The sequence below is a fragment of the Nocardia sp. NPDC003693 genome (assembly GCF_053981095.1).
The window spans coordinates 1-26,289 of sequence record NZ_JBSFNO010000059.1 but is presented as its reverse complement, the minus strand read 5'-3'; the positions used below and the strand labels follow the sequence as shown (position 1 = coordinate 26,289).

At 69.1% G+C, this 26,289-nt stretch carries 25 protein-coding genes; 17 read left to right on the top strand and 8 right to left on the bottom strand.

Translation table 11 applies throughout. The features are described 5' to 3' along the window. The first annotated feature begins 3 nt into the window (after positions 1-3). From ACWDOP_RS36800 to ACWDOP_RS36780, 5 genes are all read left to right on the top strand, one after another. On the top strand, positions 4-690 hold the full coding sequence (locus tag ACWDOP_RS36800) for a PadR family transcriptional regulator (RefSeq protein WP_454202963.1): 687 nt from the start codon (positions 4-6) through the stop codon (positions 688-690). Between the two features lie 60 nt (positions 691-750). Beyond that, on the top strand, positions 751-1,767 hold the full coding sequence (locus ACWDOP_RS36795; RefSeq protein ID WP_454202964.1) for a lipase family alpha/beta hydrolase: 1,017 nt from the start codon (positions 751-753) through the stop codon (positions 1,765-1,767). 85 nt (positions 1,768-1,852) lie between these two features. Next, positions 1,853-2,410, top strand: coding sequence for a peptide deformylase (gene def, locus ACWDOP_RS36790; protein ID WP_454202965.1), 558 nt, complete (start codon positions 1,853-1,855; stop codon positions 2,408-2,410). Then, entirely contained in the window at positions 2,410-3,333 is a 924-nt protein-coding gene (gene fmt, locus ACWDOP_RS36785) for a methionyl-tRNA formyltransferase (protein ID WP_456348764.1), read from the top strand. The genes def and fmt overlap by 1 nt, the downstream gene beginning before the upstream one ends. A gap of 854 nt (positions 3,334-4,187) precedes the next feature. After that, a complete protein-coding gene (locus ACWDOP_RS36780) occupies positions 4,188-5,594 on the top strand; it encodes an RsmB/NOP family class I SAM-dependent RNA methyltransferase (RefSeq protein WP_456348772.1) in 1,407 nt (468 codons plus the stop codon). Here ACWDOP_RS36780 and ACWDOP_RS36775 read toward each other — a convergent pair. The 3 genes from ACWDOP_RS36775 to ACWDOP_RS36765 all read right to left on the bottom strand — a co-directional run bounded on the left by ACWDOP_RS36775 (position 5,582) and on the right by ACWDOP_RS36765 (position 7,696). Beyond that, positions 5,582-6,190, bottom strand: a complete 609-nt coding sequence (locus ACWDOP_RS36775) for a hypothetical protein (protein WP_456348763.1) — start codon at positions 6,188-6,190, stop codon at positions 5,582-5,584. The two genes, ACWDOP_RS36780 and ACWDOP_RS36775, sit on opposite strands and share 13 nt — an antisense overlap. A gap of 130 nt (positions 6,191-6,320) precedes the next feature. Further along, entirely contained in the window at positions 6,321-7,085 is a 765-nt protein-coding gene (locus ACWDOP_RS36770) for an RNA polymerase sigma factor SigF (RefSeq protein WP_456348771.1), read from the bottom strand. Between the two features lie 188 nt (positions 7,086-7,273). Continuing rightward, positions 7,274-7,696 (bottom strand): ATP-binding protein, encoded by a 423-nt coding sequence (locus ACWDOP_RS36765; RefSeq protein ID WP_454202968.1) that lies wholly within the window; start codon positions 7,694-7,696, stop codon positions 7,274-7,276. 160 nt (positions 7,697-7,856) lie between these two features. Between ACWDOP_RS36765 and rpe the strand changes: the two genes are divergently transcribed. Beyond that, the gene (gene rpe, locus ACWDOP_RS36760; protein WP_454203141.1) at positions 7,857-8,522 is read left to right on the top strand and encodes a ribulose-phosphate 3-epimerase; all 666 of its coding nucleotides are present in this window, start codon (positions 7,857-7,859) and stop codon (positions 8,520-8,522) included. Between the two features lie 13 nt (positions 8,523-8,535). Here rpe and ACWDOP_RS36755 read toward each other — a convergent pair whose 3' ends face one another. Further along, the gene (locus ACWDOP_RS36755; protein ID WP_456348762.1) at positions 8,536-8,919 is read right to left on the bottom strand and encodes a hypothetical protein; all 384 of its coding nucleotides are present in this window, start codon (positions 8,917-8,919) and stop codon (positions 8,536-8,538) included. Positions 8,920-9,619: 700 nt separating this feature from the next. On the opposite strand from ACWDOP_RS36755, the gene ACWDOP_RS36750 reads away from it, so the two are divergent. The 4 genes from ACWDOP_RS36750 to ACWDOP_RS36735 all read left to right on the top strand — a co-directional run bounded on the left by ACWDOP_RS36750 (position 9,620) and on the right by ACWDOP_RS36735 (position 12,710). Continuing rightward, positions 9,620-10,246: a riboflavin synthase gene (locus ACWDOP_RS36750; RefSeq protein ID WP_456348761.1), complete on the top strand. Its 627-nt coding sequence runs from the start codon at positions 9,620-9,622 to the stop codon at positions 10,244-10,246. Positions 10,247-10,334: 88 nt separating this feature from the next. Beyond that, positions 10,335-11,594: a bifunctional 3,4-dihydroxy-2-butanone-4-phosphate synthase/GTP cyclohydrolase II gene (locus ACWDOP_RS36745; protein WP_454202970.1), complete on the top strand. Its 1,260-nt coding sequence runs from the start codon at positions 10,335-10,337 to the stop codon at positions 11,592-11,594. A 51-nt stretch (positions 11,595-11,645) separates the two neighbouring features. Continuing rightward, a complete protein-coding gene (gene ribH / locus ACWDOP_RS36740) occupies positions 11,646-12,125 on the top strand; it encodes a 6,7-dimethyl-8-ribityllumazine synthase (protein WP_456348760.1) in 480 nt (159 codons plus the stop codon). Between the two features lie 3 nt (positions 12,126-12,128). Beyond that, a complete protein-coding gene (locus tag ACWDOP_RS36735; protein WP_454202972.1) occupies positions 12,129-12,710 on the top strand; it encodes a PH domain-containing protein in 582 nt (193 codons plus the stop codon). Positions 12,711-12,809: 99 nt separating this feature from the next. Here the strand turns inward: ACWDOP_RS36735 and ACWDOP_RS36730 are convergent, their stop codons facing one another. Continuing rightward, the gene (locus ACWDOP_RS36730) at positions 12,810-14,777 is read right to left on the bottom strand and encodes a gamma-glutamyltransferase family protein (protein WP_454202973.1); all 1,968 of its coding nucleotides are present in this window, start codon (positions 14,775-14,777) and stop codon (positions 12,810-12,812) included. Positions 14,778-15,037: 260 nt separating this feature from the next. Between ACWDOP_RS36730 and ACWDOP_RS36725 the strand changes: the two genes are divergently transcribed. Next, a complete protein-coding gene (locus ACWDOP_RS36725) occupies positions 15,038-16,507 on the top strand; it encodes an amino acid permease (protein WP_454202974.1) in 1,470 nt (489 codons plus the stop codon). A 242-nt stretch (positions 16,508-16,749) separates the two neighbouring features. Further along, positions 16,750-17,280 carry a hypothetical protein gene (locus tag ACWDOP_RS36720; protein ID WP_456348759.1) on the top strand — a complete coding sequence of 177 codons (531 nt, stop codon included), beginning with the start codon at positions 16,750-16,752 and terminating at the stop codon, positions 17,278-17,280. 57 nt (positions 17,281-17,337) lie between these two features. Here ACWDOP_RS36720 and ACWDOP_RS36715 read toward each other — a convergent pair whose 3' ends face one another. Next, positions 17,338-19,002, bottom strand: coding sequence for an FAD-binding dehydrogenase (locus tag ACWDOP_RS36715; protein ID WP_456348758.1), 1,665 nt, complete (start codon positions 19,000-19,002; stop codon positions 17,338-17,340). Positions 19,003-19,082: 80 nt separating this feature from the next. Here ACWDOP_RS36715 and ACWDOP_RS36710 point away from each other — a divergent pair, with 80 nt between their 5' ends. Continuing rightward, positions 19,083-20,360, top strand: coding sequence for a winged helix-turn-helix domain-containing protein (locus ACWDOP_RS36710; protein WP_456348757.1), 1,278 nt, complete (start codon positions 19,083-19,085; stop codon positions 20,358-20,360). A gap of 240 nt (positions 20,361-20,600) precedes the next feature. Here ACWDOP_RS36710 and ACWDOP_RS36705 read toward each other — a convergent pair whose 3' ends face one another. Both ACWDOP_RS36705 and ACWDOP_RS36700 read right to left on the bottom strand, forming a co-directional pair. Continuing rightward, entirely contained in the window at positions 20,601-20,960 is a 360-nt protein-coding gene (locus ACWDOP_RS36705; RefSeq protein WP_454202978.1) for a hypothetical protein, read from the bottom strand. Positions 20,961-21,123: 163 nt separating this feature from the next. Continuing rightward, complete coding sequence (locus ACWDOP_RS36700; RefSeq protein ID WP_456348756.1) at positions 21,124-21,321, bottom strand: hypothetical protein; 198 nt, start codon at positions 21,319-21,321, stop codon at positions 21,124-21,126. 225 nt (positions 21,322-21,546) lie between these two features. Between ACWDOP_RS36700 and uvrC the strand changes: the two genes are divergently transcribed. The 4 genes from uvrC to whiA all read left to right on the top strand — a co-directional run. Continuing rightward, complete coding sequence (gene uvrC / locus ACWDOP_RS36695) at positions 21,547-23,616, top strand: excinuclease ABC subunit UvrC (RefSeq protein WP_456348755.1); 2,070 nt, start codon at positions 21,547-21,549, stop codon at positions 23,614-23,616. 210 nt (positions 23,617-23,826) lie between these two features. Further along, entirely contained in the window at positions 23,827-24,825 is a 999-nt protein-coding gene (gene rapZ / locus ACWDOP_RS36690) for an RNase adapter RapZ (RefSeq protein ID WP_454202981.1), read from the top strand. Next, entirely contained in the window at positions 24,822-25,868 is a 1,047-nt protein-coding gene (locus tag ACWDOP_RS36685) for a gluconeogenesis factor YvcK family protein (RefSeq protein WP_454202982.1), read from the top strand. Before rapZ ends, ACWDOP_RS36685 begins: the two co-directional genes overlap by 4 nt. Next, the coding region (gene whiA, locus ACWDOP_RS36680; RefSeq protein WP_456348754.1) for a DNA-binding protein WhiA at positions 25,859-26,289 on the top strand (431 nt) is incomplete at its 3' end. The genes ACWDOP_RS36685 and whiA, both read left to right, overlap by 10 nt.

Here is a 26,289-nt window from a genome sequence, read left to right as displayed (position 1 = left end):
CACATGGACAACACTGAGCGGGGCCGCGGCCCCTGGCGGCGTCTGCGCGCGGAAGAGCAGCAGGGCCCCGAACATCCGCGGATGCGTCGTGGCGGCCCGCGTGGACACGGTCCGCGCGAGCACGGCCCGCATCGGCACGGTGGCCGCGGCCACGGTTTCGGCCCGGACTTCGGTCCCGGCGGTTTCGGTCCCGGCGGCCCGCACTTCGGCCGCGGTCGCGGTCGCGGTGGCCGCGGCCGGCGCGGAGATGTGCGTGCCGCGATTCTCCTGCTCCTGGCCGAGCGGCCCATGCACGGCTACGAGCTGATCCAGCAGATTCGCGAACGCAGCGAGGATGTCTGGCGCCCGAGCCCGGGCTCGATCTACCCCGCGCTGGCGCAGCTCGAGGACGAGGGTCTGGTCCTGATCGAGAAGGTGGCGGGCCGAAAGACGGCCAAGCTCACCGAATCCGGTACCGCGTACCTCGAGGCCAATCGCGCCGAGCTGGGCGATCCCTGGCAGGAGGTCAAGGACAACGTCGGTGATCAGGCGCTGGATCTGCGCGGGCTCGTCGGCCAGCTGATGGGTGCGGTGGCCCAGGTCGCGGCGGTCGGTTCCCCGGCCCAAGCGGCAAAGGCCGCAGAGGTTCTCACCGAGGCGCGGCGGTCCCTGTACCGAATCCTCGCCGAAGACGACACACCCGAAAAGTAGTGGGAAAGAAACACCCCGTTCGACACCGCGTTGTGACACTTCACAAGTCATCATTTGACGATGGGAATGTGGAGGAGCCGGACGCGGAGAACGCTGCGTGGCGTCGCGCCGGTCGGGGTAGTGCTGCTGGGTGTGCTGGCGGGCGCGGGGGCGCCGATGCAATCGGGTACGGCGTTCGCCGCGCCTGCCACTCGTCCGGCACTGGTACCGGTGGGATCCGGGCCGATTCAAAGTGATCATCTCGGCGCGGCACGGTATTTGAAGGACAATCCGAACGCCGCGCCCGCGGGGGCCAACAACTTCGACTGCAAGCCGACCGCCGACCATCCGCGGCCGGTGGTGCTGGCGCACGGCACCGATTCCTCGGCCTACTCCGACTGGTCCGCCATCGCGCCGCAACTCGCCGGCGCGGGCCTGTGCGTCTTCGCGCTCAATTACGGCGGCAAGGTCGACGCGGAGAGCTTCGGCACCGAGGACGTCTTCGAAAGTTCCGCTCAGATAGGCGGATTCGTCGATCAGGTGCTCGCCGCCACCGGGGCGGCCCAGGTGGACATCGTGGGCTTCTCCCAGGGTGCGAGCGTCACCCGGTACTACATCAACAAGCTCGGCGGTGCGCCGAAGGTCGGGCACTGGATCGGTCTGGCCTCACCCAGCTACGGCGGCATCATGTACGGGCTGGTTCCGGTCGCGGAGAACGCGCCGGTGCTGTTCGATCTGGCCGAGCTGGCGAGTTCGGAGGCCGCCGTTCAGCAGGCCGCGGGATCGCCCTTCATCACCGCGCTCAACGCGGGCGGGGACACCGTGCCGGGTGTGCGCTACACCACGATCGGCAGCACGGTGGATGAAATGATCCAGCCGAACGCCAATATCGCGCTGCACGGCGCCGGTGCGACCAACATCGTGCTGCAGAATTTGTGCGCCGATGATCTGACCGGGCATTTCCACATGGTGTACGACCCGTATGTGCAGCAGTTGGTGCTCGGGCTGCTCGATCCGGCGCACGCCGCGGCGCCGGTCTGCGCGCCAGTGGCGCTGGGTACCGGCATCAAGGAAGTGGTCCTGGCAGCGCATTCCTGATCGCCGCGGCACGGTGTGCGGCGTGGCGGTTCGGTCGTATCCGTAAAATGGGGCGACCGCATTCGCTCACGACCGGGAGTTGCTCGTGACCATCCAGCCTGTCCGCCTGTTCGGCGATCCGATTCTGCGCGCCCGCGCGGCGGAGGTCTCCACGTTCGATGTGCAGGTGCGCCAGCTGGTCGCCGACCTGCTCGACACCATGTACGAGAGCGGCGGCGTCGGGATGGCGGCGCCGCAGATCGGGGTCGGGCTCCGGGTGTTCGTCTACGACACCGGTGAGGCCAAGGGGCATCTGATCAACCCCGTCTTCGAGGTGATCGGCGACGAGACCCAGACCGGGCCCGAGGGTTGCCTGTCGATTCCCGGCGTGCGCGAGGACGTCACCCGGGCGCAGACGGTGATCGCGCGCGGTGTCGACATGGACGGCGCCGCAGTGGAATTCCGGGCCGAGGGGCTGCTGGCGCGCTGCGTGCAGCACGAGACCGATCACCTCGACGGGACGCTGTTCCTGCAGCGGCTGGATCCGGCCACCCGCAAGGAGGCGATGCGGACGCTGCGTGAATCGTCTTGGTTCACACAGGGAATCACGGTGCTGGCCGCCTCGGAGATCGGTGGCGGCCGCACCCGGGAACGGAGTCGCTGATGCGTTTGGTCTTTGCCGGAACCCCCGCCCCGGCGGTTCCCTCGCTGCGCCGGCTGATCGAGTCCGCGAACCACGAGGTGGTGGCGGTGGTCACCAGGCCGGACGCGGTCGCCGGGCGCGGGCGCAAGGTCACCCGCTCGCCGATCGGGCAGCTCGCCGACGAACACGGGATTGCGGTGTTCACCCCGCGCAAGCCGTCCGAACCGGACTTCGTCGAACAGCTCACCGCGCTCGCGCCGGACTGCTGCCCGGTGGTCGCCTACGGCGCGCTGCTGCCGGAATCGGTGCTGGCCATCCCCAAGCACGGCTGGATCAACCTGCACTTCTCGCTGCTGCCCGCCTGGCGCGGCGCGGCGCCGGTGCAATCGGCCATTCTCGCCGGTGACGAGATCACCGGCGCGTCCACCTTCCTGATCGAGAAGGGCCTGGACACCGGCCCGGTGTTCGGGACCGTCACCGAGCGGGTCCGCGTCACCGATACCTCGGGCGTGCTGCTCGAGCGGCTCGCCGAAAGCGGCGCGCAGCTGCTGGAATCCACCCTGGACGGGCTGGAGGCCGGTGCGCTGCAGGCGGTTCCGCAGTCCACCGACGGTATTTCCTACGCTCCCAAGGTGGAAGCCGAGGCCGGGCACGTGCGCTGGGACGAACCCGCCCTGGCGATCTCCCGCCGCATCCGCGCGGTCACCCCGAGCCCCGGCGCCTGGACCGAGGTCGACGGCAAGCGCGTCAAACTCGGCCCCGTCGAACTGGTGGAGGAAACCCTCCCCGAACGCGCTATCGAGGTCCGCAAGACGGGCGTCTTCATCGGCACCGCGACCACCGCCGTCCGCCTCACCGAGGTCCAACCCCAAGGAAAGCGCATGATGCCTGCCCTCGACTGGGCGCGCGGCGCCCGCCTCCAGCCCGGCGCGGTGGTCGAATGACCCCCTCCGATCGCGGAGACACCCCCGGCGAGCCTCGGCGCTCCGCCAAACCCCCCAAGCGCGACTGGCGCCCCCGCGCCCAGAACAACCCGTACCGCACCAGCGACAACGCCGGTGACGGCGGTCGCCCCGCGGCCCAGGGCGATGCGCGCCGCGCGCCCGGCTCTTCCGGCGCGCCGCTGCGCGGTGGTCGCGGCGCGGACGCGCGTGGCAAGTGGGACTACACCCCCGCCGAGGGGCGCGACCGAGCCGGTTCGAGCGGAAGCGGTGGCAATCGTGCTGCGGCGCAGGGCGATCAGCGCCGCACCGGCGGGTCGTCGGGCGCGCCGCTGCGCGGTGGTCGTGGCGCGGACGCGCGTGGCAAGTGGGACTACACCCCCGCCGAGGGGCGTCCCCGCGGCGGTGCGCCGACGGGAAGTCGCGGTGGCGACAACCGCCCGCGCTCGGCCGATGGCGGCGCTCGCTACGACGACGGCGGATCCCGCTCGGCCGGTGCCGCACGTTCGGCGGGTGCGGGTTCGCGTGCCGGTGGGCAAGGGCGTCGCGACGACTCCGGATTCGGCACGGGCGCAACGCGTTCGAGCGGTCAGGCGGCGGAGCGTGGCGATTCGCGCCGGGTATCGGGTGGCGAGCGCGGGCCGGACGGCACGACGTCGGCACCGAAGCGATCCACGGGCGCGAATGCCGGTGCGTCGCGGCGGGACGGCGCTCCTGATCGTGGGGAGGGCGGCAAGGCGCGATCCACCGCGGCCTCGGGGCGCGACGGCGGTGGGCCGAAGCGTGGGAGCGGGGACAAGAAGTCCGTCGGCGCGGGTAAGAGCGGCGGGCAGGCGCGCGGCAAGCGCGCCGACGGCGTGAGCGCCGACGGGGCGGCCGGCAAGCGGAAGCCCGTGGGAGAGCGTGGGTCCGCGGACACGACCGGGCTGGACCCGGTGCGGGTGGTCGCGCGGGACGTGTTGCGCGCGGTGCGCGAGCGGGACGCCTACGCGAACCTGGTGTTGCCGGGGTTGTTGCGCGAACGCGGGATCAGCGGGCGCGACGCCGCGCTGGCCACGGAACTCACCTACGGCGCGGCGCGGTCGCTCGGGCTGCTGGACGCGGTGATCGAGGCCGGGGCGGGGCGCGCGATCGACGAGATCGACGGGCCGCTGCTGGACGCGCTGCGGCTGGGCGCCTACCAGCTGTTGCGGACGCGGATCGGGGCGCACGCCGCGGTGGACACCTCGGTCGCGCTGGTGCGGGCCGAGTTCGGGATCGGGCGGGCCGGGTTCGTGAACGCGGTGCTGCGCCGAGTCGCGGAGAAGTCCGCCCAGGAATGGGTCGACCAGCTCGCGCCGTCGGATCCGCTGGGGCACATGGCCTTCGAGTTCGCGCATCCGGTGTGGATCGCGCAGGCCTTCGCCGACGCGCTCGGCGTGCACGCCGGGGAACTGCGCGATGTGCTCGAAGCCGACGACGCGCGCCCGCTGGTGCACCTGGTCGCCCGCCCCGGCGAGATGAGCGCCGAAGAGCTGGCGCTGGTGACCGGTGGCGAGGAAGGCCGCTGGTCGCCGTACGCGGTGTACCTCGACGGCGGTGATCCCGGCAAGCTCGAGCCGGTCCGCGAGGGCCTGGCCGCGGTGCAGGACGAAGGCAGTCAGCTGGTGGCGCTCGCGGTGACCAAGGCGCCCCTCGACGGCGAGGACGGCGGCCGCTGGCTCGACCTGTGCGCGGGTCCCGGCGGCAAGACCGCGCTGCTGGGCGCCATCGCCGACATCGACGGCTTCCACATCGACGCCGTCGAACCGGCCGAACACCGCGCCGAACTGGTCCGCCAGGCCACGCGCGGGCTGCCGGTCGAGGTGCACGTCACCGACGGCCGCGACAGCGGACTCACCCCCGGCTACGACCGCGTGCTGGTCGACGCGCCGTGCACCGGTCTGGGCGCGCTGCGCCGCCGCCCCGAAGCGCGCTGGCGGCGGCAGCCCGCCGACGTGCGCGAACTGGTGACCCTGCAGCGCGAACTGCTCACCGCCGCATGGGATCTGGTCCGTCCGGGCGGCGTGGTCGTCTACTCGACCTGCTCGCCGCATCTGCCCGAGACCGTCTCGGTGGTCGCGGACATGGTGCGCCGCACCGGCGCCGAACAGCTCGACACCCGCGAACTCGTTCCCGGCGTTCCGGATCTGGGCGAGGGTCCGGGCGCGCAGCTGTGGCCGCATCGGCACGGCACCGACGCCATGTTCGTGGCCGCGCTGCGCAAACCGCGTCAGTCGCAGTAATCCGCGCCCGGGGGTGTGGGCCGCCACGCGACCCACACCCCCGCCCGCGGGGCTTCGCGGCAGTGGATGGCCATCCACTGCGGCTGCCAGTCGTCCCGGTCGGCGTTCGGGTCGCTGCGCCCGAGCACGCACGCGCCGTCCTCGTCCGGCTCCAATTCGATTGTCTCCCCGTTGACCCGAATGAATCGGCGCGGCGCTCCGGGCTCGCCGAAGCCCGTCGGCACGATGTCCAGATCACCCGCCTGGAAGCAGCACCACCACTGCGGCCGCACGTGCGCGCGCCGGCGCACCGGCTGGGCGGCCACCGATCGCAGCAGTTCGGCCAGGGCCCGGCTCTGTTCGGCGGGGGAGTAGTCGTCGGCGTTGTCCGAGCCCGGGCACAGCACCGCCGAGGTGTCCTCGGGATAGCGGTATCCGGGATCCACCCGGCCCCGCCAGCGCATCTCGGCCATGCGGGTGGTGATGGGCAGCCCGTGCCACTCCTCGTCGCACCAGGGATGCGGGCAGCGCGGAAAATCGGGATCCCCGTAGTCGTATCCGGTACACGGCTCCCCGCCGGCCAGCTGCTCGTTCACGAGCTGGTCGATCTGGTTCACAATGCGCTGATCGCGGTGTTGCCTCATGGTCCCGCCCGAGGATGCGGTACGTGCCGGACGAGAACGATCGTCGCACCGCGAACCGGGCGAGGCAAGCCCCTTACGGCGGGTCAGCCCCGCATCGGAGCGTTCACTCCCGGGCCGATTGCTCCCTAAGTCGCGCAAGGGTTTTCGCCAGAATGCGAGAGACGTGCATCTGCGAGATGCCCATCTGCTGCGCGATCTGGGTTTGAGTCATCGATTCGAAGAATCGCATCGTGAGGATGCGGCGTTCGCGTTCGGGCAGACCCGCGAGCAACGGCCGGATGGCCACGTACTCCTCGACGCGATCGAACTGCGATTCCTCCTCGCCGAGCGTGTCGAGCAGGGACGCCTCGGTGTCGCGGCCCACCGACACCGCGTCGATCGAGCTGGGCTGGTACGCGTTTCCGGCGATGACCGCCTGGGTCACCTCGTCCGGATCGATACCGAGCTGGGCGGCGATCTCCTTGGCGGTGGGCGAGCGCCCGAGCTGCTGCGACAGCGTGTCGATGGCCGAGCCGATCCGCAGGTGGGTTTCCTTGACCCGCCGCGGAACTCGCATGGCCCAGGTGTTGTCGCGGAAGTACCGCCGCACCTCGCCCATGATCGTCGGCACCGCGAAGGACAGGAAGTTGGAGCCGCGCGAAATGTCGAACCGGTCCACCGCGTGCACCAACCCGACCCGCGCCACCTGGGTCAGGTCGTCGAACGGTTCACCGCGCCCGCTGAACTTGCGGGCGATGTGGTCGGCCAGCGGTATGCAGCGCCGAATGAGCTGGGCGCGCAGAGCGGCCCGCTGCGCGGACGCCGGATCGGCGGCGGCGAGCTGCTCGAACAGACCCGCCACGTCGTCGTAGCCGGAGGCGGTGCGCACGACCTCTTCGACCTCGTCGGCGTCGACGGTCTCCTCGGCGGGTTCCTCGGATTCAGAGGAGGCGGCCGGGTCAGCGGTCAGCGGTTCGGCGCCGTTGTCGGCAGGGGCTGCGTGCTCGCCGGTCTTGCGTTCGGGTTCATCGGGGTCGTGTGCGTCGGATGGGGTGAACACGGTGTTCTCGTCGGTCACTACGCCTTCCCCCGGACCCGCCGGAACTCCACCGCCGTCGGGTAACCGGAGACCGTCGCGTCGAAGGCGCCCTGGGTGGCGTCGACCTCGTCGGACAGGGTGCGCAGTACATGCCAGCCGAAGCTGCGCTGGTCGGGCAGCCCCTCGGCGGCCGCCACGCCGCTGACCCGCACCACCAGGTCGTTCTCGCCGACGGTGAACACGCACTGCAGGCTGGTGCCGGGCGCGGCCAGCCCGATCACGGTGGAGGCGGCCTCGTCCACGGCCAGGCGGATGTCGGCGACCTCGTCGAGGGTGAAATCGCTGAGCAGCACCAGTGTTTCGGCGAGTCCGCGCACGATGGGCAACTGGGAGACGGATGCGGCGACACCGATCTCGACCGGGGTGGCACGCAGCCCTTGTTCCGCCGAAATGTTGATCACCTGCACTAGGCTACCCATTCCGGCGCCCGGCAATCAGCGCAATGGCAGCGATCGCGGTTTCCGGACGCCCTCGCGGCAGTGCCGGGTCTCGCGCGGTGCGCTGCCCGATAGACTGCCGCCTGTGTGCACTCCTACCTCGCCCTTTCAGCGGCCCGCGCCGATGATCGCCCCGTCCATCCTGTCCGCTGACTTCGCGCGTCTCGGTGACGAAGTGAAGGCGATCGAGGGGGCCGACTGGGTGCACGTGGATGTGATGGACAACCACTTCGTGCCGAACCTCACGCTGGGTCTGCCGGTGGTGCAGAGTCTGTTGAAGGCCACCGACATTCCGCTGGACTGCCACCTCATGATCGAGGATCCCGAGCGCTGGGCGCCGGGCTACGCCGAGGCGGGCGCGTACAACGTGACCTTCCACGCCGAGGCCACCGACAACCCGATCGCCGTCGCCCGCGACATCCGCGCGGCGGGCGCCAAGGCCGGTCTGTCGGTCAAGCCGGGCACCCCGATCGAGCCCTACCTGGAGATCCTGAAGGATTTCGACACCCTGCTGGTGATGAGCGTCGAGCCGGGCTTCGGCGGGCAGTCGTTCATCGCCGAGGTGCTGGACAAGGCGCGCAAGGTTCGCCGGCTGGTCGACGCGGGCGAGCTGCGCCTGGTGGTCGAGATCGACGGCGGCATCAACATGGACACCATCGAGCAGGCCGCCGAGGCGGGTATCGACTGCTTCGTGGCGGGTTCGGCGGTGTACGGCACCGCCGACCCGGCAGCCACGGTGGAAGCCTTGCGCCAGAAGGTGATCGCGGTCGAGGCCGCGTCCGCCTCCTAGTCGCTTCCCGGTCTCAGCGCTCGAGCAGCGCCGAGATCACCGACTCCAGGGGCGGCACCGCGGTGGCGCTCTCGGGAGCTCGAACCCAGGTGCGATAGCCCGTCCGCTCGTCGTCGGCGGACGGCAGCACCACCTGCGCGCCCGCGCAGGCGACCGTGGCGTAGAGCCGGAACAGCGCGGCCGAGACGGCGGTGCCGAGCCCGTCGGCACGCGTCGGGCCGGTGATGAACGTCCAGCGCCGGGCGCGGGGGTGGTGGACCACCGGACCGGCCAAATCGGCTGCGGCGAGCCGCTGTTGGACGCGTTCGCCGAGTTCGGCGGGCATGGTGATGGCGCCGTACCGGCTGCCTATCTCCAGCAGGATGTGCCGTGACGTCGGATCGATCGATGCCGGCAAATGAAATTCGCGCCGATACTGCACGCAACGAACCTCGAGTGTCGAATCGAGAAGCATCGTTGTCACACCGCACCCCTAAAAGTGTTGTCTTCCACCTGGATCCGGCCCGCGAGGGCCCAACCTTCCTGAGTTTGACTGCTGCGAGGAGCACCCGGACCGGACCTGGCCACGGGTGTGGAGACGTTCTTCGTTGAACTGCCGGCTCGCCGGAGAAGTAGAACTGCGGAGAGTTGTACAGCTGAGTAGCCGCGCTGCGGGGTAGTCGGCGCTGCGGAGCGGACCGCGGGGATGTCGAACTGCCGGGCAGTTGAACTGTGGGAATCAGCTGCATAACAATCTTGCGTCCATTTTCGCTGTGGCGCAAGAATTTGGTGTAAGCGAGTCGCGAATTGGGTACACCCGCCCGATTGGCCCGAATTAGCAAATTCGCTAAATCTGGAAATGCCCGAATTTTAATTGGTATTCGTTGGCAATCGGTCCGATTAGCCCACCTGAGGTCCGCTTCGTCGGCTTCGTCGCGCCCCGGAGTCTCGAACGCTCCAGTGAACTAGGCCGCATGTCGCCTACGACCCGGCGTCGTTAGGCTGAGGGGGAGAACCGGGCGGCATCCGCGCGCCGGGAATACCGCCCGCCGATCGGGCTGTTGCCCCGATCGGCGGGCCCGGGTACCGCGGCCGCAGGCGTAAGGGAGAGGCAGGGCATGTTCACAGGCATCGTGGAGGAGCTGGGCGAAATCGTCGCCTCCGAGCAATTGGCCGACGCGGCCCGGCTCACCATTCGCGGCCCCCTCGTCACCGTCGATGCCGGGCACGGCGATTCGATCGCGGTGAACGGCGTCTGCCTGACCGTGGTGGACGAGACCGTCGAGTCCGATGTCTTCACCGTCGACGTCATGGCCGAGACCCTGAACCGGTCCAGCATCGGCGGCCTCGGCGTCGGTTCGCGCGTCAATCTCGAGCGCGCCGCCGCCGTCAACAGCCGCCTCGGCGGTCACATCGTGCAGGGCCACGTGGACGGCACCGGCGCCGTGCTCGCGCGCACCCCCTCGGAGAACTGGGAGGTCGTGCGAATCTCGCTGCCCGACAGCATCGCCCGCTACGTCGTGGAGAAGGGCTCCATCACCGTCGACGGCATCTCGCTGACCGTGTCCGGCCTGGGCGTGGCCGACGAGGCCGCCGCCGACGGCAGCAAGGACTGGTTCGAGGTCTCGCTCATCCCCACGACGCTGGCCCTCACCACCCTGGGCTCGGCGCCGGTGGGAACCACGGTGAACCTCGAGGTCGACATCATCGCCAAGTACGTGGAAAGACTCGTTCAGCGCGGCTGAGCCTCCGATTGGCCCCGCCGGAGGCGGCGCAAATCGGGCACTGCCCTACTGTGGGTACGGCACCTAATCGAGATGGAGCACAACAGACGTGACCAGGTTCGACACCATCGAGCGCGCAGTCGCCGACATCGCCGCCGGTAAGGCGGTCGTCGTCGTCGACGACGAGGGCCGGGAGAACGAGGGCGACCTCATCTTCGCGGCGGAGAAGGCGACCCCCGAACTGGTGGCCTTCATGATCCGCTACACCTCCGGTTACATCTGCGTCCCGCTCACCGGCGACGACTGCGACCGGCTGGGCCTGCCGCCCATGTACGCCGTCAATCAGGACAAGCACGGCACCGCGTACACCGTCTCGGTGGATGCCCGGGTCGGCATCACCACCGGCATCTCGGCCGCCGATCGCGCCGCCACCATGCGCGTGCTCGCCGATCCGCAGGCCAAGTCCGACGACCTGACCCGGCCGGGCCACGTGGTTCCCTTGCGCGCCAAGGACGGTGGCGTGCTGCGCCGCGCGGGCCACACCGAGGCCGCGGTCGACCTCTCGCGCATGGCCGGGCTCAGCCCCGCCGGCGTCATCTGCGAGATCGTGAGCCAGAAGAACGAAGGCGACATGGCGCGCACCGAGGAGCTGCGCATCTTCGCCGACGAGCACGACCTGGCGCTCATCTCGATCGCCGACATGATCGCCTGGCGGCGCAAGAACGAGAAGCATGTGCGCCGGGTCGCCGAGGCCAAGATCCCGACCGCGTTCGGTGACTTCAAGGCCATCGGCTACGAGAGCGAATACGACGAGTCCGAGCACGTAGCCCTGGTCATGGGCGATATCGCCGGTGCGGACGGCAAGGGCGAGAACGTGCTGGTCCGCGTGCACTCCGAATGCCTGACCGGTGACGTGTTCGGCTCGCTGCGCTGCGACTGCGGTCCCCAGCTGAACGCCGCGCTGCAGCTGGTGGCCGACGAGGGCCGCGGCGTGGTGCTCTACATGCGCGGGCACGAGGGGCGCGGCATCGGCCTGATGCACAAGCTGCAGGCCTACCAGGTGCAGGACGAGCAGGACCTGGACACCTACGACGCCAACCTGGCCATCGGCCAGCCCGCCGACGCCCGCGACTACGGCACCGGCGCGCAGATCCTGGTCGATCTCGGCATTTCCTCGATGCGCCTGTTGACCAATAATCCGGACAAGCGCGCCGGAATCGAGGGCTACGGGCTCAGTATTACCGAGCGGGTGCAAATGCCGGTCCGTGCGAATTCGCACAATCTGCACTACCTACGCACCAAGCGGGATCGGATGGGCCACGACCTGGTCGGCCTGGACGATCTCGACCTGGGCGAGACCGCCAACTGAGCCGCACGCTGTAGTTCCTCCACACACGAAGATCGAGAAGGGCGGAAATCGATGAGCGGCACGGGCGTACCCTCGTTCGAGCTCGCGGATGCCAAGGACCTCAAGCTTGGCATCGTCGCGTCGCGCTGGCACACCACCATCTGCGACGCGCTCGTCGCCAACGCCGAGGGCACCGCCCGCGCGGCCGGGGTCTCCGACATCACCATCGTCCGGGTCGCCGGAGCCATGGAGCTGCCCGTGGTCGCGCAGGCGCTGGCCCGCACCCACGACGCGGTGGTCGCGCTGGGCGTGGTGATCCGCGGCGGCACACCGCATTTCGAGTACGTCTGCGATTCGGTCACCGCCGGTCTGACCCGCGTCTCGCTGGACGAGGGCACCCCGGTCACCAACGGCGTGCTCACCGTGAACACCGAACAGCAGGCCCTGGATCGCGCCGGTCTGCCGGGTTCGGTCGAGAACAAGGGCGAGCAGGCCGCCGCCGCCGCACTGGACGCCGCGCTCACCCTGCGCGACCTGCGTCAGACCGTCTGAGCAATGCCTGTCGTCCGGATCTGGAAGCGCGACGGCGGTTCGGAGGAACCGCCCCGCGAGCCCGCCGCGCAATCGAAGGACGGTGCGGCCGAAGTGCCTGCGTCAGAATCGACATCGACAACCACCGACGCCGAGGACCCGGAGTGGGATCTGGTCGTGCGCCCGCATCGCTCGGTGCGCACCGCCTGGATCGTCGCGGTGTTCCTGGCGGTGTTCTTCACCGTGATGGGCGTGTTCCTGCGCCGCGGCTCGACCGGGGTCACCTTCCAGGTCTCCGATCAGATCGGGCTCGCGGTCTTCGGCTTCATCCTCGGCGGCGCGGTGCTGCTGCTCACCCGGCCCCGGGTGCGGGTCGGCCGGCGCGGGGTGGAGGTGCGCAACATCTTCGGCGAGAACGAGTTCGCCTGGCCCGATATCCGCGGCCTGTCCTTCCCCGACAAGAAGTCCTGGGCGCGACTGGAACTGGTGCACGACGAGTACGTGCCCCTGCTGGCCATCCGCACCAACGACAAACTGCGCGCGGCCGAGGCCATGGACCGCTTCCGCGAACTGGGCGCGAAGTACTCGGGCGAGAACCAGAGCTGAGCCGCCGGCCGCCGCGCTGACCCGTCGCTCGAACGAACGCCGACGCCCGCCACCGAACGGTGGCGGGCGTCGGCGTTCGTGGCGGGCTCGACGGGCGGGTCAGCGGGTGTCGCCGAGCACGGCGCCCTCGCGGCGGGGGTCCGCGCCGCCGATCAGGTCGTCGCCGTCGACGATGAGCGTGGACAGCCCGCTCGACTGCGGCGCCACCGAAACCTGGTGTCCCAGTTCGCGTAGCCGCCGCACCAGCGGGTCGTTGTCGCCGTTGTTCGCGGGATCGATCGCCGGATGCTCACCGCCCACGTTCGTCGTGGGCGAGTTGGCCGCTCCGAAGGAGACCGCGGACACCGCCTGCTGCGGGTCCAGGCCCCAATCGAGCATGCCCACCAGTGTCTTCACCACGAACTGGATGATCACCGAACCGCCGGGGGAGCCGGTGACGTGGGTGAGGGCGCCGCGCGAGCCGTCGGGGGCGCGATCGAAGACCAGGGTCGGGCTCATGGAGCTGCGCGGCCGCTTGCCCGGGTCGAGCCGATTGGCCACGGGCACACCGTCTTTGCCGAGCGGATCGGCGGCGAAGTCGGTGAGCTGATTGTTCAGCACGAAACCGTCCACCAGGTGGAAGGAGCCGAAGGCCGATTCCACCGTGGTGGTCATGGCCGCGGCGTTGCCGTAGCTGTCGATGATCGAGATGTGGCTGGTGCCGTGCTCGGGCGGCTGCGGGCCCACCCCGAGCGGCACCGGCCCGAAGTCGCCGGGCTGGGCGGTGCCCATGCTGCGGGTGGGGTCGATCAGCGCCGCGCGCTGCTTCAGGTAGTCCGGATTCAGCAGGGTCTGGGGCGAATTGCCGGGCAGCGGAATGAAATCCGAGTCGGCGATGTACTTGTCGCGGTCGGCGTAGGCGAGCCGTTCGGCCTCGGAGATCAGGTGCACGGCCTCGGCGGTGGGCTTGCCGCCGTTGCGCGCGGCGTCGTTGTCGCCGCCGGTGTTCTCCGGCCGCATCGAGCCCAGGTCGAAGTTCGACAGGATGCCGAGCGTGGCCGCCACCGTGATGCCGCCCGAGGACGGGTTCGGCATGCCGCACACCTCGTGGGTGCGATACGGCGCGCACAGCACGGTCCGCTTCTTCACCTGGTAGGACGACAGGTCCGCCGCGGACAGCAGTCCCGGCGTCCGCCCGCCGGAGGTGTCGGCGACGGCCTCGACGATGTCGGCGGCCAGCGCCCCGGTGTAGAAGGCGTTCGCGCCGTCCACGGCCAGCGCGGCCAGGGTCTTGCCGTACGCCGGGTTGGTCAGCGTCGTGCCCTCGGTCTTGGCGCTGCCGTCCGGTTGCAGGAAGTAGGCGCGCGCGTTCTCGTCGCGGGCGAGATCCGTTGCGGATTCGGCGATCTGGCCCGCGAGGCGCGGGCTGATCTCGAAGCCCTGATCCGCCAGCGCCACGGCCGGTCCGAACAGATCGCCCCACACCTGGCGGCCGTGCTCGCGGTGTGCGGTCTCGAGCAGGCGCAGTACCCCGGGGACGCCGATGGAGCGTCCGCTGGCGCGCGCGTTCGGTTGCGGCGCTGTGCGATCGGTGTCGCTGATCCAGCGCAGGTAGTCCGGGGTCGCCGCCGCGGGGGCCGTCTCGCGGCCGTCGTAGGCCTCGAGGGTCTTGCCCGCCGCGTCGTAGTACAGCAGGAAGGCCCCGCCGCCGATACCCGACGCCTGGGGTTCCACCAGGCCGAGCACCGTCTGCGCCACGATGAGCGCGTCCGCCGCGGTGCCGCCGTCGCGCAGCACCCGGCAGGCCGCCTCGGTGGCGATCGGATTGGCGGTCGAGACCGCGAAAGTGTTGGTGCGCACCGGTTTCATGCCGGTGCGATAGCCGCTGGCGATCTCGGGCCGCAGGCTCAGATTGGTGGTGGTCGGACCGCCGGTGGTACTCGCGCGCACGCTGATCGGCACGCCGTTGGGGGAGGTGGTACAGGATCGCGCCTGTTCCGATTCGGTGGAACAGGCTGTCGCCATTCCGAGGAGCAGCAGGACAGCGGCGCTCGCGCCGCTCCAGAAAGGCCGTCGCACGCGCTTCATGGTCGGACTCTAGCCCCGCCCGGCGTCCGAGATCGGAGATTGGGCGAGGCGATGCCGTGGATGTCCGGATACCGCCATTCCGGGTGATAAGCCATGTTTCGGCATCGTTTCGGCTAACGCAAAGAATGTGCATTTCCGCTGGTTATGTCCGGTTATAACCTCCGATGTCCACCCAGCTCGGAGCGGCGATGTGATCCACGGCAAATCGCAAGGTACTCTCGGACCGCCTCGATACACGATTGCGGAGGGTTAACCGGCGAATGACCGAGATCCGGACGAAGGCCACCAACCTCACAGCTGAGGACAGCGGCTATCACAAGGCCCTCAAGCCTCGTCAGTTGCAGATGATCGCCATCGGCGGCGCCATCGGCACCGGCCTGTTCCTCGGCGCGGGCGGGCGCCTGCGCGACGCCGGACCGGCGCTGTTCCTGGTGTACCTGATCTGCGGCATCTTCGTCTTCTTCATTCTGCGCGCGCTCGGCGAATTGGTATTGCACCGCCCGTCTTCGGGATCGTTCGTCTCCTACGCGCGCGAATTCTTCGGGGAGAAGGCGGCATTCGTCGCCGGCTGGATGTACTTCCTCAACTGGTCCATGACCGGCATCGTCGACACCACGGCGGTGGCCACCTATCTGCACTATTGGGGACCGTTCGAACCGGTGGCCCAATGGATTCTGGCGCTGGGCGCGCTGCTCATCGTGCTGGGCGTCAACCTGGTCTCGGTGAAATGGTTCGGCGAAATGGAATTCTGGGCCGCCATGATCAAGGTGGCCGCCCTGGTGACCTTCCTGGTGGTCGGCACGATCTTCCTGGCCGGGCGTTTCGACGTCGACGGACAGCCCACCGGCCTCGGCATGGTGAGTGACGCGGGCGGGTGGTTCCCGACCGGTGTGCTCCCGCTCGTCACCGTCACCTCCGGCGTCATCTTCGCCTACGCCGCAGTCGAAATGGTCGGTATCGCCGCGGGCGAGACCGAGAATCCGGCCAAGATCATGCCGCGCGCCATCAACTCGGTCATCGTGCGCATCGCGGTGTTCTACTGCGGTTCGATCGTGCTGCTGGCGCTGCTGCTGCCCTACACCGACTACAAGGCCGGCGAGAGCCCGTTCGTCACCTTCTTCAGCAAGGTCGGCGTCGCGAACATGGGCTCGATCATGAACTTCGTGGTGCTCACCGCCGCGCTGTCCAGCCTGAACGCCGGGCTCTACTCCACCGGCCGCATCCTGCGCTCGATGGCGATGAACGGCAGCGCGCCGCACTTCACCTCGCGCATGTCCAAAGCCGGTGTGCCCTATGGCGGAATCCTGCTGACCAGCGTCATCGCCTTGGCCGGCATCTGGCTGAACTACGTGGTGCCGGACGAGGCGTTCGAGATCGTGCTGAACGTCGCCTCGCTGGGCATTCTGGCCTCCTGGGCCACGATCGTGCTGTGCCAGCTCAAGCTCTGGTACTGGTCGCGCGACGGCCGCGCCGAGCGTCCCGCGTTCCGCATGATCGGCGCGCCCTACACCGGCATCGCCACGCTGGTGTTCCTGTTCGTGGTGCTGGTGCTCATGGCGTTCGATCGCCCGGTGGGCACCTGGACGGTGTCGAGCCTGCTGATCATCGTGCCCGCCCTGCTGATCGGCTGGAAGTTCGCCGAGAAGCGGGTGCTCGCCATCGCCGCCGAGCGTGCCGGATACACCGGGGAATTTCCGGTGATTCCGCCGATTCCCATGGACGACAAGTAGTTTTCGGCTTCCGGCGCTACACTGGAGAATTGCCGGGGGACCTGCGCTTACAACGGCCGCACACGCACATCGTGTGCGGCCGTTATGTGTTCGAGATCACGTTTGAACCACTCGCGCTATGCGCTGTGGCCATGGTCATAACTTCCCGAACTCGATTGTCGAGTATCCGAACGTTTGGTTAGCGTCAGGCCCTGTGCGTTCGCAGGGGGCGCACGAACAGGGGTTACTCGACGAGGAGTGCTGTGAGTACGCATACGGCTGTGGTCGATGAGATGGACATCTCGCCGACAGCTGCGGGAAGCGGTGTTCCGGCTTCGATTTCGGAGCGTTTCACCAGCATCGTTCGTGTTCTTCGTCGTGATGGTTTCGAGATCGCGCTGCCCGCGAAGGTGCGGGAAACCCAGTACGCGGCTTACACCGCAGCGGGTTTGGCGCTCGTGCACGGTCTGGTGGCGCTGACCAGTGGCTTCGAGTCCGTGCTCGGCAGCGCGGGGCATTTCTTCGCGGCCTGGGTAACCGGCGGGGCGGCACTGCTTTTCGGCCTGCGCTCGCCGTGGGTCTGGGTCGGCACGCTGGGTTTGGCCAGCCTGCAGGCGTTTCTGGGCGTCTTCCGCCTGGTCTCGGCCGATATGCCCACGGGGGTGGGGCCTTTCACGGTCCTGCTGGGCGTGATGGCCTCCGGTGTGGTGCTGGCGCTGCTGCTGCGCAAGGACTGCTACCGCTGGTTCTGTGCCGCCTCCCCGGATGTGCAGCGCACGGCCGAGAGCCGCTGACCGTCCCGTTCGCGTGCCGCCGCCCGGACGAACAGCCGGGCGGCGGAGCGACTTTCGTTAGGTCAGCGTGCGGCCCAGCGCCTTACCGGCCGCGCGGCCGGAGAAGATGCAGCCGCCGAGGAAGGTGCCTTCCAGCGCGTTGTAGCCGTGCACGCCGCCGCCGCCGAATCCGGCGACCTCGCCCGCGGCGTACAGGCCCGGAAACGCCGTGCCGTCGGGCCGCATGACCTGGGAATCCAGGTTGGTCTGCAGGCCGCCCAACGTCTTTCGGGTCAGGATGTTCAGCCGCACCGCGATGAGCGGGCCGTGCGCGGGATCGAGGATCTTGTGCGGGGTGGCGACCCGGCCGAGCTTGTCGCCGAGGTAGCGGCGCGCGTTGCCGATCGCCATCAGCTGGGCGTCCTTGCTGAACTTGTGTTCTGCGTCGCGGTCACGCGCCACGATCTGACGCTCGATGTCGGCCGGGTCCAGGTGCGGGCCGCGCGAGATCTTGTTCATCCCCGCCACCAGCTCCGCGAGGGTATCGGCCACAACGAAATCCGAGCCGTGCTTCTTGAACGCCTCGACCGGTCCGGGCGCGCCCTTGGCCACACGGCTCTTGAGCGTGAGCTTCAAATCCTTGCCGGTGATATCGGGATTCTGCTCCGAGCCCGAGAGCGCGAATTCCTTCTCGATGATCGACTGGTCGAGAATGAACCACGAATAGTCGTATCCGGTCGAAAGAATCGCCTTCATCGTGGAATTGGTGTCGAATCCGGGGAAACACGGTGCGGCCATGCGCTTGCCGTTGGCGTCGAACCACAGCGACGACGGTCCCGGAATGATGCGAATGGCGTGATCGGGCCAGATCGGATCCCAGTTGTGAATGCCTTCGGTGTAGTGCCACATGCGATCCCGGTTCACGATCCGCCCGCCCGCGGCCTCGGTGATGCCGAGCATGCGCCCGTCCACGTGCGCGGGTACGCCCGAGATCATGTGCTCCGGGCACGGGCCCAGCCGATCCACGGGCCAGTTGCGCCGGATCAGTTCGTGGTTGTGGCCGATGCCGCCGGAGGTCACGACGACCGCTCGCGCGCCGATCTCGAAGTCGCTCACCACTTCCCGGGACGAGGCCACCCCGCGCTCGGCGTCGGACGGCTCGAGCACGCTGCCGCGAACGCCCGTCACGGCCTCGCCGGTGAGCACCAGTTCGTCCACCCGGTGCCGGAACGCGAACCCGACCTGCCCGCGCTGTTCGGCGGCCAGCACGGGTTCGAGGAACACCCGCACCACCTCCGGGCCGGTGCCCCAGGTCAGGTGGAAGCGCGGCACCGAATTGCCGTGCCCGTCCGCGGTGTCGCCGCCGCGTTCGGCCCAGCCGACCAGCGGGGTGACCCGCAGGCCGAGATCGTGCAGGTACTGCCGCTTCTCGGTGGCCGCGAACTCGACGTAGGCCCGGGCCCACTGCCGGGCCCAGTGGTCCTCGTCCTCGCGATCGAAACCGGCCGAGCCGAGCCAGTCCTGCATGGCCAGCTCGAGGGAGTCCTTCACGCCGAGGCGGCGCTGCTCCGGACTGTCCACGAAGAAGAGACCGCCCAGCGACCAGAACGCCTGCCCGCCCAGGTTGGCGCGGTTCTCCTGATCCACGACCAGTACCCGCTTACCGGCCTTGACCAGCTCGTGGGTGGCGACGAGGCCGGCCAGACCGGCGCCGACGACGATGACATCCGGATTCTCGATCATCCCTGTTTCCTGGTTCTGTCGAAGTTCGATACACGAGTGTATCGAGATTGGGTGTCGGTGGGGCATGGCATTGTGCGAGTGTGCCGATTTCGCTCGAGCCAGAGCCGACCCTGACCGTCGCGACGGCGCGTCGCATAGCCCTGGCCGCCCAGGGTTTCGCCGCCGCCCGCCCGAGCGCCCCGCCCACCCGGCGCACGGTGCTCAAAGCGCTCGACAGCACCAAACTGCTCCAGCTCGATTCGGTGGCCGCGGTGGTGCGCGCGCACTACGCGCCGGTGTTCAGCCGCATCGGCGCCTACGACCGCACGGTGCTGGACGACCTCGCCTGGAGTCACAGCGCGCGCAAGCCGCGGCAGTTCGTGGAGTACTGGGCGCACGAGGCCGCGCTGCTTCCGGTCGCGGACTGGCCGCTCATGCGCTGGCGCATGGAGAAGTACCGCAACGGGCGCTGGGCCGGATTGACGGCGGGCGAACGCGATTCGGCGCTCATCGACGATGTGCTCGGGGTCCTGCGCGAATTCGGGCCGAGTACCGCCGGCGCGGTGGAACGGCACCTGGAACTCGATCGCCCGCGTTCGAAGGACCACTGGGGCTGGAACTACAGCGAGACCAAGGTCGTGTGCGAGCAGCTGTTCGCCTCCGGTGAGCTCTCGGTCGCCAAACGCGTGGGCTTCCAGCGCTATTACGACCTCACCGAGCGCGTGCTCCCGCCCGAGGTAGCCACCCGCGTGGTGGAAGAACCCGACGCCATCCGCGAGCTGGTGCGCCGCGCGGCGATCGCGCACGGCATCGGCACCGAGACCGACCTGCGCGACTACTACCGGCTCAACCGCAAACAGACCGAACCCGCCATCGCGGATCTGCTGGATTCGGGGGAGCTGCGCCGGGTCCGGGTCCGGGGCTGGGACAAACCGGCCTATCTGCACGCCGACGCCCGCACCCCGCGCCGGATCACCGGCGCCGCGCTGCTGTGCCCGTTCGATCCGCTGATCTTCTTCCGCGACCGCACCGAACGCCTCTTCGACTTCCACTACCGCATCGAGATCTACACCCCCGAACCCAAACGGGTGCACGGGTATTACGTGTTCCCGTTCCTGCTCGACGGTGAACTCGTCGGCCGCGTCGATCTGCGCGCGGACCGCGCCACCGGTCGCCTGCGGGTGCCCGGCGCGTTCGCCGAGCCCGGCCACGACCCCGTGCGGATCGCCGGTGAACTCGCCGGGGCGCTGCGCGAGATGGCCGACTGGCTCGAGCTCGACACCGTGGAGGTGGGCGATCGCGGCGATCTGGCCTCGGCCCTGGACCGGGAGGTGCGCGCCGGGCACGCGGCTGAACCGGATACCCGCGTGCGCGCCTAGTCGCCCCATCGAACGCGATCGTCGTGAGTGCGGGACATCGGGCGGTCGTGGTGAGCGGGGCGGGATCGGACCGTTGTCCGAGGGGTGCTCGGATGCGTCCCACGGCCGAATCAGGTTGTCGCCGTGCGCGATCCGAACGCTGTGGCGGTGCCGACCGCTCAGCAGCGCCCGGCACCGCACAGCTGCCCCGAAAGTCCGGAGCTACCGGTTGTTCTCAGCGATGACGCGACGAGCGACGACTCAGAACGGGCCGTCGGTCCAGGTCTCGAGGACCACGCCGGTCTTGCCCGCGCCGTTGCACTCGATCGTGGTCGGCACCAGCGGCCGGACGGCGTCGCCCACGATGTAGGTGGGGGACTGAGCCCCGTGTCCCACCTGCCTGCTCCCCGCGCAGCGCACGACCGCGGCGTACCAGTTGCCGTCGTCCGGGCAGGTGAAGGTGGCGGTGTCCAGCCCGCGGTCGATGCGGCAGGGCTGGGGGTTCGCCCGCGCGGCCGGTGCCGTCACCACGGCCAGCGCCGGGCCGACGAGCGCGGCGGCGCCGAGCCCCAACGCGGCGGCGACGGCGTGCAACCGGTGCTGCGGGCGGAGACGAATCATCAATGCTGCTCCCCTCGGATTCGGACGGATCGTCCTGTGACAGGTCGGTCCAATACTGACCTCGCGGGGTTCTTCGATGCCGCAGGCTGGTCGGATGCGTCGCTCGGCGTGGCGCGTCGCGGGACGGCTCGCCCGCGGGCCCCGGCGGTGCCGCGGGCGCGTTTCAGGCGAGGGTGAGCCCCGCGGCGACCGGCGCACCGTCGCAGGTGGCGGCCTGGGCGGTGCGCACGGTGAACTCGGCGAGCACCGGCGCGGCCTCGGCGGCGGACGCGGGTCCGGACACGGCCACGAGAATCGCGGCGGCCAGGCTGGAGGCGGCGCTGATCGCGAGGGACCGGCGGCTGCGGCGAAGGCGGATCATGATGCTGCTCCCATCGTTTCGGTGATCTTGCGGATACGTTCGGTGCCGCGGACGTTTCGGATGAATCGCCCGGCGTGGCGCTTTCCTTCGCAGGTGTCGCGTCGCCGGAACCCGCGAGCGCGCGACGCCCGCCGCGGGCCCGCCCGACGCCGGTGTCGGACCGCCCGGTCGCGGGCGGACGGCGGCCCCGGCACTCGTGTCGGAGGGCCTCGTTAACCTGGGGGCGTGGCAGATCCCGCGACGTACCGGCCCGCGCCGGGGACCATTCCCGTTGAACCCGGCGTCTACAAGTTCCGGGACGTGCACGGGCGGGTCATCTACGTCGGCAAGGCGAAAAGCCTGCGCAGCAGGCTGAACTCGTATTTCGCCGACGTCTCCGGGCTGCACCCGCGCACCCGGCAGATGGTGACGACCGCCGCGAGCGTCGAGTGGACCGTGGTGTCCACCGAGGTCGAGGCGCTGCAGCTGGAATACAACTGGATCAAGGAATTCGATCCGCGCTTCAACGTCCGCTACCGCGACGACAAGTCGTACCCCGTGCTGGCGGTCAGCCTGAACGAGGAGTACCCCCGCGTCTTCGTGTACCGCGGCGCGCGCAAGAAGGGCGTCCGGTACTTCGGCCCCTACGCGCACGCCTGGGCCATCCGCGAAACCCTGGACCTGCTGCTGCGCGTCTTCCCGGTGCGCACCTGCTCGGCGGGAGTCTTCAAGCGGCACAACCAGATCGGGCGGCCCTGCCTGCTCGGCTACATCGACAAGTGCTCCGCGCCGTGCGTGGGCCGGGTCACCGCGGGCGAACACCGGCAGATCGTCGACGACTTCTGCGACTTCCTCTCCGGCAAGACCGACCGTCTGGTCAAGGAGCTCGAGAAGCGCATGGTCGCCGCCGCCGAGGACCTGGACTTCGAGACCGCCGCCCGGCTGCGCGACGACGTCGCCGCGCTGCGCCGCGCCCTGGAGAAGCAGGCCGTCGTGCTCGGCACCGGCACCGACGCCGATGTGGTCGACTTCGCCATCGACGAGCTCGAGGTGGCGGTGCAGATCTTCCATGTCCGCGACGGCCGGGTGCGCGGTCAGCGCGGCTGGGTGGTCGACAAGTCCGGCGACGCCATCGACGCGGTGGACACCGGCGGTGAATTGCCCGCCCTGGTCGAGCAGTTCCTCACCCAGTTCTACGGCGAGCAGTCCACCCAGGCCGAGCAGACCGGCGACGAGCAGCCCGGCGCGGTCGTCCCGCGCGAGGTGCTGGTTCCGGCCCTGCCCAGCGACGCCGAACAGGTCCAGCAGTGGCTCTCGGAGCTGCGCGGGTCGGCCGTGCAGTTGCGGGTGCCCCAGCGCGGGGACAAGAAGGCGCTGGCCGAGACCGTGCAGCGCAACGCCAAGGAGGCGCTGGCCCAGCACAAGCTCAAGCGCGCCGGCGACCTGACCGCGCGTTCGGTCGCGCTGCAGGGCATTCAGGACGCGCTGGATCTGGACAGCGCGCCGCTGCGCATCGAGTGCGTCGACATCAGCCACGTGCAGGGCACCGACGTGGTCGCCTCGCTGGTCGTGTTCGAGGACGGGCTGCCGCGCAAGTCCGAGTACCGGCACTACAGCATCAAGGAAGCCGCCGGGGACGGCCGCTCCGACGACGTCGGCAGCATCGCCGAGGTCACCCGCCGCCGCTTCGCCAAACTGCGCCGCGATCTCGACGCCGCCGAGGCCGCCGAACTCGAACTGGATTCCGACGCAATGGATCCCGGCTTACCGGGCATCGATCCCAAGACCGGCAAACCACGCCGATTCGCGTATCCGCCCAACCTCTACGTGGTCGACGGCGGCGCGCCGCAGGTCAACGCCGCCGCCGAGGTCCTCGACGAACTCGGCATCACCGACGTCGCCGTCATCGGCCTGGCCAAACGCCTCGAAGAGGTCTGGGTGCCCAACGAACCCGATCCGGTGATCATGCCGCGCACCAGCGAATCGCTGTATCTGCTGCAGCGGGTGCGCGACGAGGCGCACCGCTTCGCCATCACCTTCCATCGCAGCAAACGCTCGCGCCGGATGACGGCCTCGGCGCTGGACGCGGTGCCGGGCCTGGGCGCGGCCCGTAAGACCGCACTGGTCACCCATTTTGGGTCCGTTGCCAAACTCAAGCAGGCGACGGTCGAGCAAATCACCGAGGTTCCGGGGATCGGGAAGGCCACCGCGAAGGCCGTGCTCGCGGCGCTGAGCACCGAGAACGCGCCGGGCGAGGCGCCGGCGACCGGTGCCGAGGTCTCGGAACCGGCCGGGCAATCGTTCGGCAGCGAATAATTCCGGTGGCCGTCGCGGGGTCGGCGAGAGGCGTAAGCTACCCCTCGCCGACCTGCCCGACACGCCGAGGGTAAAACTCGCGACACGCGTACTGTGCAGGTCGGAAGAAGAAATCACACTTGTATCTCGGCTCCCGCGTGCGCCTGCCGCGCAAACGGGAGCCGGTGCAGGATGATCGAGGGACACGCCCAGAAACGAACCCGGTAGGACATGACGCGCGTCGAAGCCAGCAATAGTGCGGTCGAAAGCAGCAGTACGGCCGACATCGATGATCCACAGTCCACAGTGGCCCGGCGTGCACCATCGCTTCCCGATGGGGTCGACGCTCCGGTCGAAGTCGTTATCGTCACCGGTTTATCCGGCGCCGGACGCGGTACTGCCGCCAAGGTGCTGGAGGATCTGGGTTACTACGTCGCCGACAATCTTCCGCCCGAGCTCATCGGGCGCATGGTCGAGCTGGGGGCGGGTGCGGACCCGCCGATTCGCAAGCTGGCCATGGTGATGGATGTGCGAAGTCGCTTCTTCACCGGAAATTTGTCGGCAGTCACCGAACAACTGCGTGCCGCAGGGGTACGAACGCGCATCCTGTTCCTGGAAGCCTCCGATGATGTGCTGATCCGACGATACGGATTCGCGCGGCGGCGGCATCCACTGCAGAGCGAGAGCGCCGATGGCACCCTGACCGCCGGCATCGCCGCGGAGCGTCACCGGCTCGCCTCGGTGAAGACCGCGGCGGACCTGGTCATCGATACCACCGCGCTGTCCATTCACCAGCTGCACCGAAAGCTGGAGGAGGCGTACGGCGGTGCGGGCCCGACGGCTCTGCAGTTGACAATCCAATCGTTCGGTTTCAAGTACGGAGTACCACTGGACGCCGATATGGTTCTGGATTTGCGATTCCTGCCCAATCCGCATTGGGTCCCGGAACTCCGAGAACAGACCGGACAGGATGCCCCGGTCAGTGAGTATGTGCTGTCGCGGCCGGGTGCCCAGGACTACCTGGGCACCGGACGCCATCTCATCGATCTCACCACCGAGGGCTACCGCCAAGAGGGGAAGCGATACATGACCGTGGCAGTGGGCTGCACGGGCGGTAAACACCGCAGTGTGGCGATAGCGGAGGCCCTGGGTGAGCTACTCGGGACCGACGCGAACCCGGGATCGAAAGACGTGGTTCGCGTGGTCCATCGGGACTTGGGGCGGGAATGACTGCGCGAGAAACGAATCCGGCGATCGTCGCGCTGGGTGGCGGGCACGGGCTGTACGCGACGCTCACCGCGGTGCGCCGGCTGACCCGCAAGATCACCGCGGTGGTGACGGTCGCCGACGACGGCGGATCCTCCGGCAGGCTGCGCGCCGAGCTCGGCATGCTGCCGCCCGGTGACCTCCGGATGGCGTTAGCCGCCTTGGCAGAAGAATCGGACGGAATCTGGGCGCGCGCGGTGCAGCACCGCTTCGGCGGAACCGGTGCGCTCGCCGGGCATTCGGTGGGCAATCTGATCCTGGCGGGCCTGACCGAGGAACTCGGCGATCCGGTCGCCGCGCTCGACGAGGTGGGCCGGGTCCTGCGGGTGACCGGCCGGGTGCTGCCCATGTCGCCGATCGCGTTGACCATCGAGGCGGATGTGGCCGGGCTGGAGGGAGATCCGCGGGTCAGCCGGTGTATTCGGGGCCAGGTCGCGGTGGCGACGACCCCCGGGAAAGTACGCCGGGTCCGATTGATCCCATCCGACCCACCCGCCTGCCCCGAATCAACCTCGGCGATCGAGCATGCCGACGTGGTGGTGCTGGGGCCGGGAAGTTGGTTCACAAGCGTGATACCCCATGTGCTCGTGCCCGATTTGCACGAAGCTCTGTTGCACACGCGGGCTCGGAAGGTGCTGGTGCTCAACCTCGCCGCCGAACCGGGCGAAACGGCCGGATTCAGCGCTGAGCGGCACCTGCATGTATTGTCCCAGCACGCACCGGATTTCACGGTCGACCATGTTCTGGTCGATTCCGGCTCCGTACCCGAGGGTAGGGAACGCGAACATGTAGCAAGAGCTGCCGAACAGCTGCGAGCACGAGTAACCTTCGCTGATGTTGCCGAGGCCGGGACAGACCGGCACCACCCCGGAAAGCTTGCCGCCGCACTGGATCAGGTGATCCGGCAACCTCGGCCGGAATCAGCAGGGCTTCGAGTCGAAGGACGGCATATGGGCCAACGTGTGCGGTCCGGGTTGGGTGGAAAGGAGCGCGTCTCGTGGCGATGACAGCGGAAGTGAAGGACGAGCTGAGCCGACTCACCATTTCACAGGTGAGTTCGCGCAAGGCCGAATTGTCCGCGCTACTGCGGTTCGCCGGTGGATTGCACATCGTCGGTGGTCGCGTGATCGTAGAGGCCGAGGTGGACATGGGTTCCATCGCGCGCCGGCTGCGACGCGAGATCTTCGAGCTGTATGGCTACGGCTCCGACGTGCATGTCCTGGGCGCGGGCGGGCTCCGGAAGACCTCCCGGTACGTAGTTCGGGTATCTAAGGAAGGCGAGGCGCTCGCGCGCCAGACCGGGTTGCTCGATGTGCGCGGACGTCCCGTGCGGAGAATGAGCGGCAAGCTCTGGGGCATCGGCCTGGGTCCCGGCGATCCGGAACTGGTGACGGTCAAGGCGGCGCGGATCATCGGCGCCGCCGACGT